Raw genomic sequence first — 20,439 nt, forward strand, 5'->3', positions numbered from 1 at the left:
CAACACAGGGCAACCGTTTGATTTTAAGGTGAATGGAAGATGCGTGAGATGAAAAAACAGGGCAAGGGGGCAGCACCCGCGGCACCCGCGACCGCCTTGACGATGCTGTGCCTGGCCATGCTGGCGCTGCCCGGCATGGCGCGCGCGCAGGACACGGTGCCGGCAGCCGCTCCCGTGGCCGCGCCGGAACGGCAGGTGACGATCGAGGAATACCTGGTGCGCGGCAATACCGTGCTCGATGCGCGCGCCATCGAAGAGGCGGTCACGCCCTTCCTGGGACCGGGCCGCACCCTGAAGGACGTGGAAGGGGCGCGCGACGCCCTCGTTGCGGCATATCAAGCCCGCGGCTACCAGTCCGTCTACGTGGACTTGCCGGAGCAGCAGGTGGAGCAGGGCGTGGTGGTGCTGCAGGTGAGCGAAACGAAGGTGGGACGCTTGCGCGTGGTCGGTGCGCAATACAACTCGCCGCTCGACGTGCGCCAGCAAGTGCCGGCCCTGACGGAGGGCAAGGTGCCCGACTTTACCCAGGCGCAAGTGGAGCTGACGGCCCTGAACCGCGGACCCAAGCGCCAGGTGATGCCCTTGGTCAAGCAGGGCAGTCTGCCCGGCACCATGGACGTGGACTTGAAAGTCGAGGACAGCAGCCCGTGGCGCGCCAGTGTCGGCTTGAACAATGATTACAGCGCCGATACCAAGAAGCTGCGCAGCAGCATCTCGGTCGGCCACGACAACCTGTGGCAGATGGGGCATAGCGCCACCATCAGCTTTTTCGGCACGCCGGGCGACCTGAATCAGACCAAGGTGTGGTCCGCCTCGTACGTGGCGCCCATCGGCACGCAGGGCTGGAGCCTGGAAGCGACGGGCTACCAGTCGAACAGCAACGTGGCCAGCACGGGTGGCACCAGCGTGCTGGGCAAGGGCCACGCGCTGGGCATGAAAGTCAACTACACGGTGCCCAACAGCGGCATCTGGTGGCACAGCTTTAGCGCCGGCATCGATTTCAAGGATAACCAGGAAGCGCTGCAACTGAATGGCGCCGGCTCGAGCATTCCCCTGAAATACGTGCCGCTCAGCGTGGCCTACAACGGTTTTGCGCAGACGGATGCGGCAACGTACGGCCTGGGCCTGTCGCTGGTGGCCGGCACGCGCGCCGCGTTCGGCTACGGCAGCAACAGCGCCGCCTACGACAACAAGCGCTACAAGGCCTCGCCCAGCTTCCTCGTCCTGAAGGGCGACGCCAACGCCACCACTACCCTGGGCAGCGGCGCACAGCTGCATGGCCGCATGTCGGGCCAGCTGGCCGATGCGGCGCTCGTGTCGGGCGAGCAGATGGCCGCCGGCGGCGCCAATTCCGTGCGCGGCTACCTGTCGGCCGAAGCGACGGGCGACTACGGCATCTCGGGCACGGTCGAATGGCGCACACCCCAGCTGACGTATTTCAGCCGCCTGGAAAACTGGCGTTTGTTTGCCTTTGCCGATGGCGCGCGCCTGCGCTTGCGCGACCCGCTGCCGGAGCAGAAAGATCTGTTCGGCCTGACCTCGGTGGGCGTGGGCAGCAGCTTCCAGTTCCTGCGCTACCTGAATGGCCGCATCGATTTTGCTTACCCGCTGCGCGATGGCCCGCGCACGCACAAACACGTGCGCCGCATCAATTTCAACCTGTCGGCCAGCTACTGACGGGCCAGCTCACCAGCACTGCACTTTTTTGGACTTTTCTTCGGAGAATCACTGTCATGCAACGTTTTCTTTTTCTGCTCACGATCCTGGGCACGCTCGTTCCCGGCCTGGCGCATGCCTGGTGGCAGCCCGACTGGGCTTACCGCAAACCCGTCACCGTCGACGCGGGCCCGAAGGCGGGCGCCGTGGGCGGCGATCCCGGCCGCATTCCCGTGCTGCTGCGTTTGCATTCGGGTAACTTCAACTTCGAAGGCGTCAGCGACAACGGCGCCGACCTGCGCTTCGTGGCAGGCGACGATAAAACGGTGCTGAACCACCAGATCGAACAGTTCAACCCGCTCTTGGGCATCGCCCTGATCTGGGTCGACGTGCCGGCCCTGACGGCCGGTACGCCGCAGCAGCTGTGGATGTACTACGGTAATCCGAAGGCGCCCGCTTCCGGCAATGGCCAGCGCACGTTCGACCCCGATTACAGCCTCGTGTACCACTTCACCGAGCCTGGCGTGCCTTCGCGCGACAGCACCGCCTACGGCAACCACGCCCAGACGGCCGTGCCGGCGCTGGACGGTTCCGTCATCGGCGCCGGCGCCCGCCTGGGTACGGCACCGCTGATGCTGCCTGCCTCGCCTTCGCTGGCGCTGGCCGCCGGCGCGCCGTTCACCTTTTCCGCCTGGGTGCGTCCCGACAACCTGGGCCCCCAGCAAGTGCTGTATGCGCGCCGCGATGGCGCCAGTGAATTGCTGATCGGCGTAGACCAGGGCGTGCCTTTCGTGCAGGTCAATGGCCAGCGCAGCAAGCCGGGCCAGCCGATCCAGGCCGCGCAATGGTCGCACCTGGCCGTCAAGGCCGACAAGAACAACGTGGCCCTGTACGTGGGCGGCCGTCCAGCCGTGTCGCTGGCCACCGCGCTGCCAGCCTTCACCACGGCCGCTTCGGTGGGCGCCGATGCGCCGCCGGTCGCTGCCGGTACTTCCACCCTGAACAATTTCACGGGCGCCATCGACGAACTGCGCCTGTCGCGCACGGCCCGTGCCGACGCCCTGCTGCTGGCCGACGCCGTCTCGCAAGGTTCCGAATCGCGCCTGGCCGTGTTTGGCGCCGATGAACAGCAGGCGGGCAAAAGCCATTTCGGCTTCATCATCGCCGCCATGCCGCTCGACGCGTGGATCGTCGTCGGCGTGCTGGGCCTGATGATGGTCTTGTCGTGGATCATCATGATCGGCAAGGGCCGCAGCTATGGCGCCATTTCGCGCGCCAATGCGCAATTCATGCAGTCCTTCCACGAAGCGGCCGGCGCGCCGCTCGACCACCTGGCGCGCAACGGCAAGTTGAGCGCTTCCGTGAAGACGGATTCCTCGCTGTGGCGTTTGTATGACGTGGCCATCGACGAGATGCGCCGCCGCCACGACCGCGGCTACGACTTGAACGCCGTGTCGAACGCGACCATCGGCGCCATCCGCGCCGCCATGGATGGCGTGATGGTGCGCGAAAGCGAACGCATGTCGAAACGCATGATCTGGCTCTCGACCACCATCGAAGGCGCGCCGTACGTCGGCCTGTTCGGCACCGTGATCGGCATCATGCTGGTGTTCGTCGTGGCGGCCATGGCCGGCGCCGTGGATATCAACTCGGTGGCGCCGGGCATGGCGGCAGCGCTGCTGTGTACGGCTGCCGGCCTGGGCGTGGCGATTCCCGCGCTGTTCGGCTACAACTGGCTGTCCTCGCGTTCGGACGCCATCGTCGCCGATATGGCCGTCTTCGTCGACGAATTCGCCACGCGCCTGGCTGAAGAGCAGGGCGACGGACGCCAGATGCGTCCCGTGCTGCAACAGGCGTGAGGGGCGCATAACCATGGCCACCTCCGCCAAGTTTACCCCCCGCAAGCGTAGCGGCGGCATCAACATCACGCCCTTCGTCGACGTGCTGCTGGTGGTGCTGGTGATTTTTATTCTGACCAGCAACGCCAGCATTCCCGGCATCAAGGTCGACCTGCCCAAGGCCAGTTCGGCCATGGCGCTGGAAAAACCGAAGACCAAGGCCATCACCATCGACAACGCGGGCCAGGTCTTCCTCGACGCCTATCCCGTCACCTTGCCTGAGCTGGAAGAGCGCTTGCGCACGGAAAAGGCGCTGACGCCCGACTTTCCCGTGATCGTGCGCGGCGATGCCGCCGTGCAATACGCGAAAGTGGTCGAAGTGCTGGACTTGCTGCGCCGCATAGACCTGAACCAGGTGGGTCTGGTGACCGGCAAGCCGGCATGAGGAGCGCAAGGTGAAGCGTGACGACATGATGAAGATGGCCGGCCCGGAAGCGTCGGGCGCGGCGCAGTGGTGGCGCCGCTGGGGCGGCGTGGCCGGCGGCGTGCTGCTGGCCGGCGCGCTGGCCGCGCTGGTCTGGTATTTGCTGTCGGACACGGCGGCCACCAAGCGCGAAGTGGCGGCTCCGCCCATGCTGATGCTGCCCCCTCCGCCGCCACCGCCGCCGGAACCGGAAAAACTGCCGGAACCGACGCCGGACAAGGTGGTGCCGGAAGTGTCGGAGCCGGAACCGACGCCGGCCGACAAGCCCATGGATGACGCGCCGGAAAGCCCGTCGCCGGACAAGGGCGACCCCGTCACCATCGACGGCGCGGCGCAGGCCGGCAGCGACGCCTTCGGCATCCAGGCTGGGCGCGGCGGCGGCATGACGGGTGGCGGCGGTGGCGGCGGCCTCGGCGCGGGATCGTATGGCCGCTATGTGGCCAACGCGCTGCAGCTGGCCTTTGCCCGCGACCCGCGCACGCGCCAGCTGGCGTTTAGCGATATCCGCGTCGACCTGTGGCTCGATACGGAAGGCAAGACGACGAAGGTGCAGCTGGTGCAAGGCACGGGCAATGCGCAGACGGATGAGCAAGTGCTGGCCATGGTGCGCGATTTCCGCGCCGACGAGCGGCCACCGGCGTCCCTGCGTTTTCCGGCCCGCGTTTCCATTAAAGGTCGGCGCCCGTAAGCGCATGAACTAATTCCTCATTTACCGAAAGAAGCGATGAATTCCTTATTTTCTCCCTCACAGCACCTGCGCCGCCTTCCGCTGGCGCTGGCTGCCCTGGCCCTGAGCGTGGCGGCAGGCGCGGTACAAGCGCAGACGGCACCTGCCGACAGCACCATGGTCAAACTGATCCGCGGCCTGATCCAGAGCGGCGCCCTGAACAAGGATGCCGGCGAGGCGCTGCTGGCGCAGGCGCAGAGCGAAGCGCTGGCACAAGCGCAGGCCCGTCCGGCCGCCGCGCCGGCCGCCCTGGCGCAGGTACAGGCGGGCGACGTGCGCGTGCCGTATATTTCGCAAACCGTGCGCGAGCAGATCCGCGACGAGATCAAGGGCCAGGTCATGGCTGAAGCGAAGGCGGGCGGCTGGGCGGCGCCGAATGAAACGCCGGCCTGGACCAAGCGCATCCGCCTGGAAGGGGACGTGCGCGCGCGTTACGAATCGCGCTACTACGACATGGCCAACAGCAATATCGAGATCGACTGGCGCTCGCTCAACAGCGGCAGCGGCTACGACGTCAATTCGAACACCAACCTGGCCCTGCCGGCGCTGCTGAACACGCGCGAAGACCGCAAGCATTTGCTGCGCGCGCGCGCCCGCCTGGGCATCCTGGCCGACATTTCCGACACCACGCAAGCAGGCATCCGCCTGGCCAGCGGCAATGACGACAGCCCCGTGTCCACCACGCAAACCCTGGGCGGCGGCCTGGGCAAGAAAAACATCTGGCTGGACCAGGCCTGGCTGTCGTACCAGCCCGCTTCCTGGCTGAAACTGACGGCGGGCCGCTTCGATAACCCGTTCGTGTCCGGCGACGAACTGTTTTCCAGCGAACTCAATTTCGACGGCATCGCCGCCAAGGTGCAGCAACCCCTCGGCGACAGCAAGGACGTCACCGTGTTCGGTACCCTGGGCCTGATTCCGCTCGAGTATTCGTCCGACAATGCGCCTAGCCGCAGCCAGGCAAAAATGTCCAGCGAAAACAAGTGGCTGCTCGGTGCGCAAGTGGGCGCTTCGTGGAAGATCAATAGCGACCATCAATTGCGCGGCGCGTTGGCCTACTACAACTTCCGCAACATCAGCGGCGAGTATTCGCAGCCGTGCGCCCTGTACGCGGGCGCCGATGGCTGCAGCACGGACTGGTCGCGTCCGTCGAGCATGCAAAAGGGCAATAGCTTGATGCTGTTGCGCAATATCGCCTTGAATCCGCTGGACCCGGCGAATACGCCGCAGCCGCAATTCGTGGGCCTGGCCTCGAAATTCCGCCTGGCCAACCTGAATGCGCGCTGGGATAGCAAGGTGGCCGGCGGCACGGACTTGCGCATCGAAGGCGATTATGTGCGCAACATGGCTTACGACAAGAACGCAATGTGGGCGCGCGCCAAGGGCGGCATCATGAACAACTTCGGCGGCACGGGCGGCGTCTCGCAAGCCGATTTCAAGAGCGGCGGCAATGCCTACATGTTGCAGGCGACCCTGGGCAAGGCCAGCCCGGCCGCGCGCGGCGACTGGAACGTGTTACTGGGCTACAAGCGCATCGAACCGGACGCCTTGCCTGACGCCTACAACGATTCCACCTTCCACCTGGGCGGCACGAATGCGCGCGGCTACTACCTGGGCGGCGCGTATGCGCTCGACAAGAATACGTGGCTGAACGGCCGTTGGACGTCGAGCCGCGAAGTGTTCGGTTCGGCGCTGTCGATCGACACCTTGCAAATCGAACTGAACGCGCGTTTTTAAGGAGCCACGATGTTGATATCCAAGAAAATGCGCCTGCCTTTGCTGCTGCTGAGCTTGCTGGCCGCCGGCACGGCCCAGGCGCAGAAGGGGCAAAGCATGGAAGAGCGCTTGCGGGCCGAGTTGCGCAATGTGACGGCGCAATTGCAGCAGACGCGCGGCGAGCTGGAATTGCTCAAAGCCAAGGGCGCACCGGCCGCCAAGGCGGCGCCCGCTGCCGCCGCGCCCGCCAGCGACGGCTTGAAAAAGGAGCTGGCGCGCAGCCAGTCGCAACTGGCGCAGGAGCGCGCGCAGCGGGAAAAACTGGCAGCCGAGCAACAGCGCGGCGCCGCCGCCGCGCAAGAGGCGACGGCCAACCTGACGCAGTACCGCCAGGCCAGCGAACGACTGGCCGCCACGGGCAAGCAGCTGGAAGCGGAGCGTGCGCGCCTCGACGGCGAAGTGACGTCCCAGCGGAGCGCCCTGGCGCGCTGCGAAAGCAAGAATGCCCAGCTGTATGCGGTCGGGCAGGACATCCTGCAAGCGTATGAAGGACTCGACGTGCTGAGCGTCATGCAGGCGCGCCAGCCGTTCGCCGCGCAAAGCCGGGTAAAACTCGAGCAAATCGCGCAGCAGTATGGCGATCAGTTGTACCAGGGCCGCTTTGATGCGCGTCAAACAGAAACACCGGCCGCGTCCGTGCCTGCCTCCCAATAATTTTTTTTGAAATGAATGGAATGACGATGGAAAACACCAACAACTTGCTGAGCACCCTGAACGCGGAACAAACGGCCGACGCCATCAAGGCGGCCGGCTGCGCCGTGACCAGCATCGAACACGATGGCGTCGTGCGCCTGCACAGCGCCAGCCATGGCATCGGCTTTCAGGTGCTGTGGGGCAATGAAGCAGCGCCTGGCCAATACGCGGATCTGACCCTGAGCTGCCCGCTACGCGTGCAGGGCGGCGACTTGCCGGCCGGCTTGCTGGCCGAATGGCACCGCAGCAAGCGTTTTGCCCGCGTGGCCCAGCATGGCGATTTCGTCGTGCTGGAGATGGATGTGCTGGTTGCCGGCGGCGTCAGCACGGAGTACCTGAATATCAATCTGCAACTGTGGACGCAGATGATGGGCCAGTTCTTCTTGTTTTTGCGCAACTTTACGCCGGCCGATACGAGCACCGCACCGGTAGTCGAGGCCGCCAGCGTGGCAGAAGAAGAAACTGTGCCGGCCTGATAAGCGGGCCAATGGCGGTGAAAAAAGGCCCATGACGGGCCTTTTTTGCCGTCTGCGGGTCCCAAGTGTCGTATTAAATACTTATTTTTTAGGCATCGCGCATTAAAACTGCTCAAAGAGCGTGTGTGAATCAAGCCAGCAACGGCCGTATGGCGGATAATATTGCCTGTTGCCGATTTGGATACGACCTTTACACAAATATGCGCCCCATGGATTTTACCCGCGACGAAACCAGTGAAACCCCAGTTGCCCCGGCCAGCGCGCCGGGAGCGCCTTTGCCGTATGCCGTCGCCACCTGGCTGCAGCGGGTGGAGGCTGCCGCCCATCCGAAAGCCGTGCTGACGATTGCCGAGCCGGACCCCAAACTCAACGCGCATCGATTGATCTACGTGCTGGCGCCCACCAGCGGTGGCCGCCATGTGGCCCTGTGCCTGTACAAGGCGCGGCTGCGGCCGAATGGCGACGTGGCGGCGGCGTCGCCCATCAGCGAGATCTTCTCGCTGCTGTCGGCGCCGCCCACATTCCTGACACCGGCCGACGAAGACCTCGTGCGTTTCTTCGTGGCCATGCGCAGCGGACAGAATTCGCAGACGGGCAGCGCCACGGAGCCGAAGGGCAAGGTGGGCGCGGCCCTGCTGAAAATGCTGGCCGAGCAGGATAAATTATTGTGGGCCAATTCCTGGGCCGACGTCGGCAATGGCCTCGTGTACCCGTTGAAGGAAGGTCCCGTGCGTCCCGCCCGCCTGTTCTGGCGCGACGAAGGCAAGACCATGCGCCTGGGCTGGCAAGTGGACCCGCCGGAAGGCGCGAAGCACCATGGTGCCGACCAGATCGACTACATGCTGCCCACCGATCCGCCGTGGTACATCGACAATCTGTCGTGCGGCGTGCTGGAACTGAACCAGGGCGGCTCCGACATTTCCCTGGCCGATTTGCAGGCGCTGGTGGCGCAGGCGCCGCCGCTCAATGCGAACGACAAGGTGCGCGTGTCGCAACTGCTGCTGGCGCAGGGCTTGCAGCATTTGATGCCGCTGCCGCAGCCGTTGCCGCAGCGCTTGCGCAAGGATGTGCCGGCGCAGCCGGTCTTGCTGCTCGATAGCGCCATGCTGGCCGATGGCAGCATCCAGCGCTGGAGCGATTTTGCCGTGCTGTCCTACGACTACGATGGCGAGCGCGTCGCGTTCGATCCGTCGCAGCGCGTGGTGCGGCAAGTGGGCGAGGTGACGGAAATCATCCAGAGAAACACGGTCGACGAAGCGCGCGCGCTGGCCACCCTGGCCGAGCTGCAGTTCAAGAAGCCGGGCTCGGCCCCCTTGAGCGGTTTGAAGGGCGCCTTGCAACTGCCGTCCCAGGCGGAATGGCTGCGTTTTGCCGAGTCCGGCATCGACGCCTTGCGGAAGCAGGGCTGGATCGTGGAAAAAACGGCCAAGTACCGCTACGACGTGAGCGACGTGGGCGACTGGTACGCGGACATCGACGACCAGGACCCGGACAGCGGCAACGCCTGGTTCGAGCTGGAACTGGGCATCGTCGTCAATCACGAAAGAGTGCCGCTGCTGCCCGTGCTGGTGCAGCTGATCCGCAACGCGCCCAACGATTTCAACCCGAAAGTCATCGACGCGCATGCGGACGATGACCAGATGCTGGCAACCTTGCCGGATGGCACGCGCGTGGCCCTGCCGTGGGGCAGAGTGCGCCCCATCCTGAACACTTTGGGTGAACTGTATTTCAGCGACAAGATCAAACATGCGGTGCGCATGTCGACTCTGGACGCGGCGCGCCTGGAAGAGCTGGCGCGCGGCCTGGAGCTGCAGTGGACGGGCGGCGAGCAGTTGCGCGCCATGGGCCGCAAGCTGAGCCAGTTCGGCTCCGTACAAAAAGTGGCGGCGCCAGCCGGGCTGCAGGCCACCCTGCGCGACTACCAGGCCGATGGTCTGGCGTGGATGCAATTCCTGCGCGACCATGACCTGGCCGGCATCCTGGCCGATGACATGGGTCTCGGTAAAACCGTGCAGACCCTGGCGCATATCCTGGTGGAAAAGGAAGCGGGACGCCTCACGCATCCGGCTCTCGTCATTGCACCGACCAGCCTGATGGGCAACTGGCAGGACGAGGCGGCAAAATTTGCACCCAGCCTGAAAGTGTTGCTGCTGCAGGGCAAGGACCGCGCCCAGCAATTCGACCAGATCGACCAATGCGACCTGGTGCTAACCACCTACGCCCTGTTGCCGCGCGATGAGGAAACCTTGCGCGAGCACGATTTTCACCTGGTCATCCTCGACGAATCGCATTACATCAAGAATACGCGCAGCAAGGCGGCGCAAAGCGCGGGCCTGCTGCGCGCGCGCCACCGCCTGTGTTTGTCCGGCACGCCGCTGGAAAACCACCTGGGCGAATTGTGGTCGCAATTTCACTTCCTGCTGCCGGGCTTGCTGGGCGACGAGAAGACCTTCAACACCCAGTTCCGCCATCCGATCGAGCGCCAGGATGACCCGCTGCGCCGCATGCTGCTGAACCGCCGCATCAAGCCTTTCCTGCTGCGCCGCACGAAAGATAACGTGGCCAAGGAACTCCCGCCGAAGACGGAAATGGTGCGCAAGGTGGAATTGACGGGTCCGCAGCGCGACCTGTATGAAACCGTGCGTCTGGCGATGGATCAAAAGGTACGCGAAGAAATCGACAAGAAGGGCGTGGCGCGCAGCCAGATCGTCATCCTCGAAGCGCTGCTGAAACTGCGGCAAGTGTGTTGCGACCCCCGCCTGGTGAAATCCTTGCCGGCGAAGAAGCAGTCGGCCGGTTCGGCCAAGCTGCTCGACCTGATGCAGATGGTGGAAGACTTGCTCGACGAAGGGCGCAAGATTCTTGTCTTCTCGCAATTTACCAGCATGCTGGAATTGATCGAGGAAGAACTCGAGTCGCGCGACATTCCCTACGCCTTGCTGACGGGCGAAACAAAAGACCGGGGCGCGCAAGTGGCGGCTTTCCAGCAGGGCGCCGTGCCGATTTTCCTGATCAGCCTGAAAGCGGGCGGCGTGGGCCTGAACCTGACGGCGGCCGACACGGTCATCCACTACGACCCGTGGTGGAATCCGGCGGCGGAAAATCAGGCCACGGACCGCGCCTGGCGCATCGGCCAGGACAAGCCCGTGTTCGTCTACAAGCTGATCGCGAAGGGCACCCTGGAAGAAAAAATCCAGCTGCTGCAGCAAAAGAAATCGGAGCTGGCGCAATCGATCCTGGCCGAAGGCGAGTCGCAGAAGATGGCCCTCACGCAGGAAGACTTGCAGCAGATTTTCGCCCCACTGGAAGATTAACGCCGCCGCACGCTTATACTTGGCGCTTCTTTCCTGCCAGGTATAACGCATGCTGCCCTTTCTCCTTCTGCTGCTTGCCGGCGTCATCCTCATGGCGCTGCGTTTCGTCCAGCTGCGCCGCGCCCTGCTGCGCGCGCGGGCGGGCGAGACGCAGTTCCGCCTGCTGGCCGAGCACGGCCGCGACGCGGCTTTCCTGCTCGACGCCACCACCCTCGAATTGCTCTACATCAGCCCCGCCGCGCAGCGCCTGACGGGCCATGACCTGGCCGCCTTGCAGAGCCACGCGGCGCGCCTGGCGCAAGACGTGCCGGCCCGGCTGCAGCGCTGGCGTGATGGCGATAGCAGCCGCTTGACCTTGCTCCGCGAAGTGGAATTGCCGCACGCGGACGGCCGCTTGCTGGCGCTGGAAATCAGCTCGACCATCGTGCCTGCGGCGGCCGGGCGGGGCGTGACCTTGGCGGGCACGGTGCGCGACGTCAGCGCCATCGAGGCGCAGGAAGCGGAACGGGAAAAGGAGCAGAAGCGCTTCGCCTCGATGCTGTCGCATGAGTTCCGCACGCCGCTGGCCACGATCGATGGCGCCATCCAGCGCCTCGTCTCGACTTCCACGCAAGCGGACGAGGCCACGCGCAAGCGCTATGTGAAAATCCAGACGGCCGTCGACCGTTTGTTGTCGATGATCGATGACTACCTGTCACCTGAACGCATGGCGGCCATCGGCCGCGAGCGGGCCGCCGACGGCATCGCGCCGCTGGCCTTGCTGCAGCAGGCGGCCGCCACCGTGCCGGCCAGCCACACGGTGCAGCTGGAACTCGACGAAGACTTGCCGGCCAGGCTGCGCTGCGACGTGCCCGGCATGGCCCTGTGCCTGAAAATCCTGCTCGACAACGCCGTCAAGTTCAGCCCGCCGGGCAGCGCCATCGCCTTGTCGGCCAGGCTGGTGCCCGAGGGCGGCGTGGCGCTGTGCGTGCGCGATGCGGGGCCCGGCTTGCGGGAAGAAGAGCTGGCGCAGTTGTTTGAAAAAGGTTCTCGTGGAAGCCATGCCACGCATCCCGGTGCGGGCCTGGGCCTGTACATGGCGCGCGCCGTGGTGGAGGTGCATGGCGGGAGTTTGCAGGGGCATAATCTGCCCGAAGGAGGGGCGCTTTTCCGGATTTGGCTGCCGCTTCCTGTCTAGACAAGGAAAAGCCTTGCTTCCGCTGAAGGCAACCGTGATAATTCCTTGACGTAAACCTATTGTGCCGTCCATGATGGTGTAGAAGTGCATGGCATGGTTTTGCCCTCGGTGTGCTCACTAACGGAAGAATGGCGTTGCAATGACGAAAATACTGATCGTCGAAGACAATCTCGACTACGCCGAAGACATGGCGGAGTTCCTCGTTGAGCTCGAACACGAAGTCCATATCACCAGCTCCGCTGGCGGCATGTGGACTGCGTTGAGTCATGGCAATGTCGGCGTGGTCGTACTGGACCTGGGCTTGCCTGATGAAGACGGTTTCAACGTCATCCCTCGCATGCGCCAGCTGTATCCGCAAATCGGCGTGCTGGTGCTGACGGGGCGTGTCGCTTTCGACAGCCGCATCCTCGGTTTGCGCCTGGGCGCCGACCACTATCTGACCAAGCCGATCAAATTCCCCGAACTGGCCGCCCACATCGAGGCGCTCGACCGTCGCGTCGGTCCGCAAGATCCCGTACCCGAGCCGGGCAAGTGGACCTTGAAAGTAAGCGCTCGCCAACTTGAGCTGATGGGCGCCGTTATCGCCCTGACGGAGAAGGAGTTCAACTTCCTGCACCTGCTCACCATCAATACCCGCCCCGTGCCGCGCGACGTCATCGTGGCCGGCATGGGCGGCGAAGATCCCGATGCGGGCCGCAGAGTCGACATGCTCGTGTATCGCCTGCGCAAGAAAGCCAAGACGGGCCTGGGCCAGGACTTGCCGCTGCGCAGCGCGTATGGCGAGGGCTACAGCCTGTCGGCCAGTTTCAATCTGTCTTGATTCATACCGTATTGCGCCGCCCGCAAGTGGTCGGTGCGATAAAAGGGACAGAGTCAGCCGCTTTTTCCAGCATTTTAAATAAAACAGGGTCAGAGTCGCGTTACTCGCGCATACTGTGTAAAATCAAGGCCTTAGCCTATCTTTACCGACTTTGCCATGGCCCGTTTGCCCCGCCTCATCATTCCAGCACTGCCCCATTACGTGATCCAGCGCGGCAGCAACCGCCAGCCCGTGTTCCAGGACGCGCTTGACTACGCGCAATTTCTTTCCTGGCTGAAAACCGGGGCAAAAATGTTCAAGGTGGCCATTCACGCCTACGTTTTATTGCCGGATCAGCTACATTTGCTGGCCACGCCCAGCGATGCGACGGGCCTGGGGCAGCTGATGCAGTGGCTGGGACGCTATTACGTGCCGTATTTCAACCAGAAATATGGCCGTGTAGGGGCACTGTGGCAGGGACGCTACAAAACGTCCGTCATCGATCCCGACAATTTCTTCCTCACTTGCTGCCGCTACCTGGAATGCGTACCCGTGCAAACGGGCCTGGCGGGCCAGGCGCTCGATTACAACTGGTCCAGCTATGCCCACCATGCGGGCGTGCGACCCGATCCGGTCATCACCGACCATGCGCTGTACTGGGCGCTGGGCAACACGCCGTTCGACCGCGAGGCGGCGTATCTGCGCCTGTTCGAGCAAGGCCTGGGCAGCAGCCAGGTGAGGGTCGTGGAGCAGGCTGTGCTGAAGGGCTGGCCGCTCGGTTCCGACGCTTTCAAGCAGGCGCTGGAGCAGAAAATGCAGCGGCAAGTGCTGCCTGCCAAGCGCGGCCGTCCCCGCAAAATCGTGGCCGCTGCGGACGCCAATTGAAAAGCATTCGCATTTAAAACAAAAAATGGTTCCTTTCCGCGCTTTTATTGAAATTGCTTCGACTATGTCCCTATTAAAATTTTAGAGCGACAGAATCGAATTTAATTCGACTCCGACCCTAATTGTTGTAGTTGAGTTTTTTGTTGCGTTGCACTACTCTAGTTTTTCGATAGTCATATGCAGCGGAGAAGCCCATGAAAGCGCAAGGCCTGTACGACCCAGCCAATGAACACGATGCCTGCGGCGTCGGTTTCGTCGCCCATATCAAGGGCAACAAGACCCATTCGATCGTCGAACAGGGTTTGCTGATACTGAAAAACCTCGATCACCGGGGCGCCGTGGGCGCCGATGCGCTGATGGGCGATGGCGCCGGCATCCTGATCCAGATTCCCGACCAGTACTACCGCGAAGAAATGGCCAAGCAGGGCGTGGAATTGCCGCCGCCTGGCGAATACGGCGTGGGCATGGTCTTCTTGCCGAAGGAACACGCGTCGCGCATCGCTTGCGAACAGGAAATCGAACGCGCCGTGCGCATCGAAGGACAAGTCGTGCTGGGCTGGCGCAACGTGCCCATTGATACGGACATGCCGATGTCGCCCACCGTGCGCGCCAAGGAACCCGTCATCCGCCAGATCTTCATCGGCCGCGGCCCGGACATCATGGTCACCGACGCGCTCGAGCGCAAACTGTATGTGATCCGCAAATCGTCGGGCCATGCCATCCAGGCCTTGAAGCTGCTGCACGGCAAAGAATTCTTCGTGCCATCGATGTCGGCGCGCACGATTGTGTACAAGGGCTTGCTGCTGGCCGACCAGGTGGGCGTGTACTACAAGGACTTGCAGGATGCGCGCTGCATTTCGGCCCTGGCCCTGGTGCACCAGCGTTTCTCGACGAATACCTTCCCCGAATGGCCGCTGGCCCACCCGTACCGCTTGATCGCGCACAATGGCGAGATCAACACGGTGAAAGGCAACTTCAACTGGATGCGCGCGCGCGAAGGCGTGATGAAGTCGGCCGTGCTGGGCGACGACCTGCAAAAGCTGTTCCCGTTGATCTATGAAGGCCAGTCCGACACGGCGTGCTTCGACAATGCGCTGGAATTGCTGTTGATGGCCGGTTATCCGATCGCCCAGGCGATGATGATGATGATCCCGGAAGCGTGGGAAAACCACACGACGATGGACGACAACCGCCGCGCCTTCTATGAATACCACGCGGCCATGATGGAACCGTGGGACGGCCCCGCCGCCATGGCGTTTACGGACGGCCGCCACATCGGCGGCACGCTGGACCGCAATGGCTTGCGCCCCGCGCGCTACATCGTCACGGACGACGACCTGGTGGTGATGGCGTCGGAATCGGGCGTGCTGCCGATCCCGGAATCGAAAATCATCCAGAAATGGCGCTTGCAGCCTGGCAAGATGTTCCTGATCGACCTGGAAGCGGGCCGCATCATCGACGACCAGGAACTGAAAAACACCTACGCCAACGCCAAGCCGTATAAAGCGTGGATCAACTCGGTGCGCATCAAGCTCGACGAGATCAAGATGGCCGAAGGCCAAGCCAAGCTGGACCGCGCCCAGGGCGAAAAAGAGCAGCCATCGTTGCTCGACCGCCAGCAAGCGTTCGGCTACACGCAGGAAGACTTGAAATTCCTCATGGCGCCGATGGCCGTGGCCGGCGAAGAGGCGACGGGTTCGATGGGCAATGACTCGCCGCTGGCCGTCATGTCGAACAAGTTGAAGCCTTTGTATAACTACTTCAAGCAGCTGTTCGCGCAAGTGACGAATCCGCCGATCGACCCGATCCGCGAAGCGATGGTGATGTCGCTCGTGTCCTTCATCGGCCCGAAACCGAACTTGCTCGATACCAACAACGTCAACCCGCCGATGCGCCTGGAAGTGGCGCAGCCCGTGCTGGGCTTTGACGACATGGCCCGTCTGCGCAACATCAGCGCCCACACGGGCGGCAAGTTCAAGTCCTACGAACTGGACATTTGCTACCCGCTGGCCTGGGGCAAGGAAGGAGTGGAAGCCTGCCTGGCCTCGCTGTGCGCGGAAGCCGTCGATGCCGTGAAATCCGGCCACAACATCCTGATCGTCTCGGACCGCGCCATTTGCGCGGACCAGGTGGCGATCCCTGCGCTGCTGGCCACCTCGACCGTACACCAGCACCTGGTGAGCAAGGGCTTGCGCGCCTCCACCGGCCTCGTCGTGGAAACGGGCTCGGCCCGCGAAACGCACCACTTCGCCTTGCTGGCAGGCTACGGCGCGGAAGCCGTCCACCCGTACCTGGCCATGGAAACCCTGGCCGAGATGGCGCACGGCTTGCCGGGCGACTTGTCGGGCGAGAAAGCCATCTATAACTACACCAAGGCGGTCGGTAAAGGCTTGATGAAGGTCATGTCGAAGATGGGCATTTCGACCTACATGTCGTACTGCGGCGCGCAAATCTTCGAAGCCATCGGCCTGAACAAGTCGCTGGTGGACAAATACTTCAAGGGCACGGCGTCGAACGTGGAAGGCATCGGCGTGTTTGAAGTGGCGGAAGAAGCGCTGCGCCTGCACGCGCTGGCCTTCGGCAACGATCCTGTATTGGCCGACAAGCTCGACGCGGGCGGCGAGTACGCGTTCCGCGTACGCGGCGAAGACCACATGTGGACGCCGGATGCGATTGCAAAGCTGCAGCACTCCACGCGCAGCAACAATTTCTCCAGCTACAAGGAATATGCGCAAATCATCAACGACCAGAGCCGTCGCCACCTGACCCTGCGCGGCCTGTTCGAGTTCAAGCTCGACCCGACCAAGGCCATCCCGCTCGATGAAGTGGAACCGGCCAAGGAAATCGTCAAGCGTTTTGCTACCGGCGCCATGTCGCTCGGCTCCATCAGCACGGAAGCGCATGCGACCTTGGCCGTCGCCATGAATCGCATCGGCGGCAAGTCGAACACGGGCGAGGGTGGCGAAGATCCGAACCGCTACACGCAGGAATTGAAGGGCATCCCGATCCGCCAGGGCGACACCATGGCCTCCATCGTGGGCGCCGAGCAGATCGTCGTCGATATTCCGCTGCAGGAAGGCGATTCCATGCGTTCGCGCATCAAGCAGGTGGCGTCCGGACGTTTCGGCGTCACGGCCGCTTACCTGAATTCGGCTGACCAGATCCAGATCAAGATGGCGCAAGGCGCGAAACCGGGCGAGGGCGGCCAGTTGCCTGGTCATAAAGTGTCCGAATACATCGCCAGCCTGCGCTTTTCCGTGCCGGGCGTGGGCCTGATTTCGCCGCCGCCGCACCACGATATCTATTCGATCGAAGATCTGGCGCAGCTGATCCATGACTTGAAGAACGCCAATCCGCGCGCCTCGATTTCCGTGAAGCTGGTGTCGGAAGTGGGTATCGGCACGGTGGCTGCAGGTGTCACCAAGGCGAAAGCCGACCACGTCGTCGTTGCCGGCCATGACGGCGGCACGGGCGCCTCGCCACTGTCGTCCGTGAAACATGCGGGCACGCCGTGGGAGCTGGGTCTGGCCGAAACGCAACAAACCTTGGTCTTGAACGGCTTGCGCAGCCGCATCCGCGTGCAGGCCGACGGCCAGATGAAGACGGGCCGCGACGTGGTCATCGCCGCCCTGTTGGGCGCCGACGAGATCGGTTTCGCCACGGCGCCGCTGGTGGTCGAAGGCTGCATCATGATGCGCAAATGCCATTTGAACACGTGTCCGGTGGGCGTGGCCACGCAAGATCCGGTGCTGCGCGCCAAGTTCTCGGGCAAACCCGAGTATGTCGTCAATTACTTCTTCTTCGTGGCCGAAGAAGCCCGTCAATTGATGGCGCAGCTGGGCATCCGTACGTACGACGAACTGATCGGCCGCGTCGACTTGCTCGACAAATCGAAGGCGATTTCGCACTGGAAGGCGCAGGGCCTGGACTTCTCGGCCATCTTCTACAAGCCGGAAACCCCGGATGGCCAAGCCTGCCGTCACGTGGAATTCCAGGATCATGCGCTGGAAAAGGCGCTCGATCACAAGCTGATCGCGCAAGCGCGCGCGGCGCTGGAAAAGGGCGAGCGCGTCTCCTTCATCTCGCCCGTGCGCAACCTGAACCGCACGGTGGGCACCATGCTGTCCGGCGAAGTGGCGAAGAAATATGGCCATGCCGGCTTGCCGGACGACACCATCCACATTCAATTGCAAGGCACGGCGGGCCAGTCGGCCTGCGCCTTCCTGGCGCACGGCATTACGATCGACCTGGTGGGCGAGGGTAACGATTACGTCGGTAAAGGCTTATCCGGCGGGCGCATCATCGTGCGGCCCAATACCGAGTTCCGTGGCTGGGCCGTGGACAACATCATCATCGGCAACACGGTGCTGTACGGCGCCATCGCCGGCGAAGCCTTCTTCAATGGCGTGGCGGGTGAACGCTTTGCCGTGCGCAACTCGGGCGCCACCACGGTGGTCGAGGGCCTGGGCGACCATGGCTGCGAATACATGACGGGCGGCACGGTGGTGGTGCTGGGCAATACGGGACGCAACTTCGCGGCCGGCATGTCGGGCGGCATCGCCTATGTGTATGACCCGCTTGGTGACTTTGCCAGCAAGTGCAACACGGCCATGGTCAGCCTGGACAAGGTCGTGTCCGCAGCGGAACAGCATCTCGACCGCGATGCCTGGCATACCCAGCACCGCGACGGCGTGCCGGAAGCCGACGAGGTCATCCTCAAGCGCCTGATCGAGCGTCACTTCAAGCACACGGGCAGCACCCGCGCCCGCGTCCTGCTGGACGACTGGGCCGCGGCGCGCGGCAAGTTCGTGAAAGTCTTCCCGAACGAATACAAGCGCGCGCTGATTGAAATGGCAGCTGACGCCGCCATGGAAGTGCAAGCCGTCGCCGCCTGAGCCAGCCGAGATGAATGTGAAGGGAGCGGCCGCGCCGCTCCCGCCAGCTAAAAATACAAAGGAACTATCGTGGGTAAAATTACCGGCTTCATGGAATTCAAGCGCCAGGACGAACACTATCTGGAGCCTGCCGCGCGCCTGAAGAACTACAAGGAATTCGTCTTGCACCTGTCGGACGCGCAAGCGACCGTGCAAGGCGCGCGCTGCATGGATTGCGGCATTCCCTTCTGCACCACGGGTTGCCCCGTGAACAACATCATTCCCGACTGGAATGACCTGGTGTACCGCGGCGCTTACCGCGAAGCGCTCGACATTTTGCATTCGACCAATAACTTCCCGGAATTTACGGGCCGCATCTGCCCGGCGCCATGTGAATCGGCCTGCACCCTGGGCATCCACGAAGATCCGGTTGGCATCAAGTCGATCGAACATAAAATCATCGACATGGGCTGGGAACACGGCTGGGTCACGCCGCAGCCGGCCCCTTTCAGTACCGGCAAGAAAGTGGCCATCGTCGGTTCCGGTCCTGCCGGCCTGGCGGCGGCGCAGCAGCTGGCGCGCGCCGGCCACGCCGTCACCGTGTTTGAAAAGAGCGACCGGGTCGGTGGTTTGCTGCGTTACGGCATCCCCGACTTCAAGATGGAAAAGTCGCACATCGACCTGCGCGTGAAACAGATGGAAGCCGAAGGCGTCGTGTTCCGCACCAGCGTGCTGGTGGGCAAGGATTTCCCTGCCCACGTGAATAACTGGGCCAAGGAAACCATTTTCCCGGAAGACCTGGAAAAAGAATTTGACGCCGTCATCATGGCCGGCGGCGCCGAGCAGCCGCGCGACTTGCCCGTGCCGGGCCGCGAACTGAAAGGCGTGCACTTCGCCATGGATTTCCTGCCGCTGCAAAACAAGGTCAACGCGGGCGACAAGCTCAAGGACCAGATCAAGGCCACGGGCAAGCACGTGGTGGTGATCGGCGGCGGCGACACGGGCTCCGACTGCGTCGGCACCTCGAACCGCCATGGCGCCGCCTCGGTGGCCCAGTTCGAACTGATGCCGCAGCCGCCGGAACAGGAAAACAAGCCGCTCGTCTGGCCGTACTGGCCGACCAAGCTGCGCACCTCGTCCTCGCACGAGGAAGGCTGCGAGCGCGACTGGGCCGTGGCCACCAAGCGTTTCGAAGGCAAGGGCGGCAAGGTGGAAAAGCTGATCGCCTGCAGAGTCGAGTGGAAAGACGGCAAGATGAGCGAAGTGCCGAACTCGGAATTCGAGATGAAGGCGGATCTGGTCTTCCTGGCCATGGGCTTTGTTTCACCAGTACAACAAGTGCTGGAAGCGTTCGGCGTCGATACGGATGCGCGCGGCAATGTCAAGGCGACAACGGATGGCGCCGGCTGCTACCAGACCTCGGTGGCCAAAGTGTTTGCGGCAGGCGACATGCGCCGTGGCCAGTCGCTGGTGGTCTGGGCCATCCGCGAAGGGCGCCAGTGCGCGCGCGCCGTCGATGAGTTCCTGATGGGCGCATCCTTGCTGCCACGTTAAAAAAACGAGCAATTGTCCGTTTTTTTGCCAGGGCCACGGCGCGGATCGCGACGTGGCCTTTGTTATTTTTACTTGTCAAGTCAACAGCTGTGAATGTCATCGGACAGGGACGCGATGTGGCGGCCGAATTTCCACTACAATATCTGACTTTCGATTCATTAGTGTTGTATTCTTCCCCTTTACGGGCCT

The 20,439-nt window shown here is 63.2% G+C and carries 13 protein-coding genes; all 13 read left to right on the forward strand.

Annotation, left to right across the window (positions count from 1 at the left end; all coding sequences use genetic code 11):
• Window positions 1-39 precede the first annotated feature (39 nt).
• The 13 genes from KO539_RS23200 to KO539_RS23260 all read left to right on the forward strand — a co-directional run bounded on the left by KO539_RS23200 (window position 40) and on the right by KO539_RS23260 (window position 20,250).
• Window positions 40-1,677, forward strand: a complete 1,638-nt coding sequence (locus tag KO539_RS23200) for a ShlB/FhaC/HecB family hemolysin secretion/activation protein (protein ID WP_219312008.1) — start codon at window positions 40-42, stop codon at window positions 1,675-1,677.
• A 56-nt stretch (window positions 1,678-1,733) separates the two neighbouring features.
• Window positions 1,734-3,515, forward strand: a complete 1,782-nt coding sequence (locus tag KO539_RS23205) for a DUF2341 domain-containing protein (protein ID WP_099403720.1) — start codon at window positions 1,734-1,736, stop codon at window positions 3,513-3,515.
• A gap of 13 nt (window positions 3,516-3,528) precedes the next feature.
• Complete coding sequence (locus KO539_RS23210) at window positions 3,529-3,939, forward strand: biopolymer transporter ExbD (RefSeq protein WP_034753784.1); 411 nt, start codon at window positions 3,529-3,531, stop codon at window positions 3,937-3,939.
• Window positions 3,940-3,949: 10 nt separating this feature from the next.
• Window positions 3,950-4,666: an energy transducer TonB gene (locus KO539_RS23215; RefSeq protein WP_374106479.1), complete on the forward strand. Its 717-nt coding sequence runs from the start codon at window positions 3,950-3,952 to the stop codon at window positions 4,664-4,666.
• Window positions 4,667-4,702: 36 nt separating this feature from the next.
• Window positions 4,703-6,439, forward strand: coding sequence for a putative porin (locus KO539_RS23220; protein ID WP_219312010.1), 1,737 nt, complete (start codon window positions 4,703-4,705; stop codon window positions 6,437-6,439).
• A gap of 9 nt (window positions 6,440-6,448) precedes the next feature.
• Complete coding sequence (locus tag KO539_RS23225) at window positions 6,449-7,132, forward strand: hypothetical protein (RefSeq protein WP_219312012.1); 684 nt, start codon at window positions 6,449-6,451, stop codon at window positions 7,130-7,132.
• 26 nt (window positions 7,133-7,158) lie between these two features.
• On the forward strand, window positions 7,159-7,647 hold the full coding sequence (locus KO539_RS23230) for a YbjN domain-containing protein (RefSeq protein WP_257626413.1): 489 nt from the start codon (window positions 7,159-7,161) through the stop codon (window positions 7,645-7,647).
• Between the two features lie 209 nt (window positions 7,648-7,856).
• Entirely contained in the window at window positions 7,857-10,961 is a 3,105-nt protein-coding gene (locus tag KO539_RS23235; protein ID WP_219312016.1) for a DEAD/DEAH box helicase, read from the forward strand.
• A 49-nt stretch (window positions 10,962-11,010) separates the two neighbouring features.
• Window positions 11,011-12,138 carry a PAS domain-containing sensor histidine kinase gene (locus tag KO539_RS23240; protein ID WP_219312018.1) on the forward strand — a complete coding sequence of 376 codons (1,128 nt, stop codon included), beginning with the start codon at window positions 11,011-11,013 and terminating at the stop codon, window positions 12,136-12,138.
• Window positions 12,139-12,277: 139 nt separating this feature from the next.
• Entirely contained in the window at window positions 12,278-12,958 is a 681-nt protein-coding gene (locus tag KO539_RS23245) for a response regulator transcription factor (protein ID WP_034753797.1), read from the forward strand.
• Window positions 12,959-13,114: 156 nt separating this feature from the next.
• A complete protein-coding gene (locus KO539_RS23250) occupies window positions 13,115-13,822 on the forward strand; it encodes a transposase (RefSeq protein ID WP_219312020.1) in 708 nt (235 codons plus the stop codon).
• A 194-nt stretch (window positions 13,823-14,016) separates the two neighbouring features.
• Window positions 14,017-18,717 (forward strand): glutamate synthase-related protein, encoded by a 4,701-nt coding sequence (locus tag KO539_RS23255; protein WP_219312022.1) that lies wholly within the window; start codon window positions 14,017-14,019, stop codon window positions 18,715-18,717.
• A 69-nt stretch (window positions 18,718-18,786) separates the two neighbouring features.
• Window positions 18,787-20,250: a glutamate synthase subunit beta gene (locus KO539_RS23260; RefSeq protein WP_131688104.1), complete on the forward strand. Its 1,464-nt coding sequence runs from the start codon at window positions 18,787-18,789 to the stop codon at window positions 20,248-20,250.
• Window positions 20,251-20,439 lie beyond the last annotated feature (189 nt).

The organism is Janthinobacterium sp. NKUCC06_STL (assembly GCF_019345455.1).
GTDB classification, from domain to species: domain Bacteria; phylum Pseudomonadota; class Gammaproteobacteria; order Burkholderiales; family Burkholderiaceae_D; genus Janthinobacterium; species Janthinobacterium rivuli.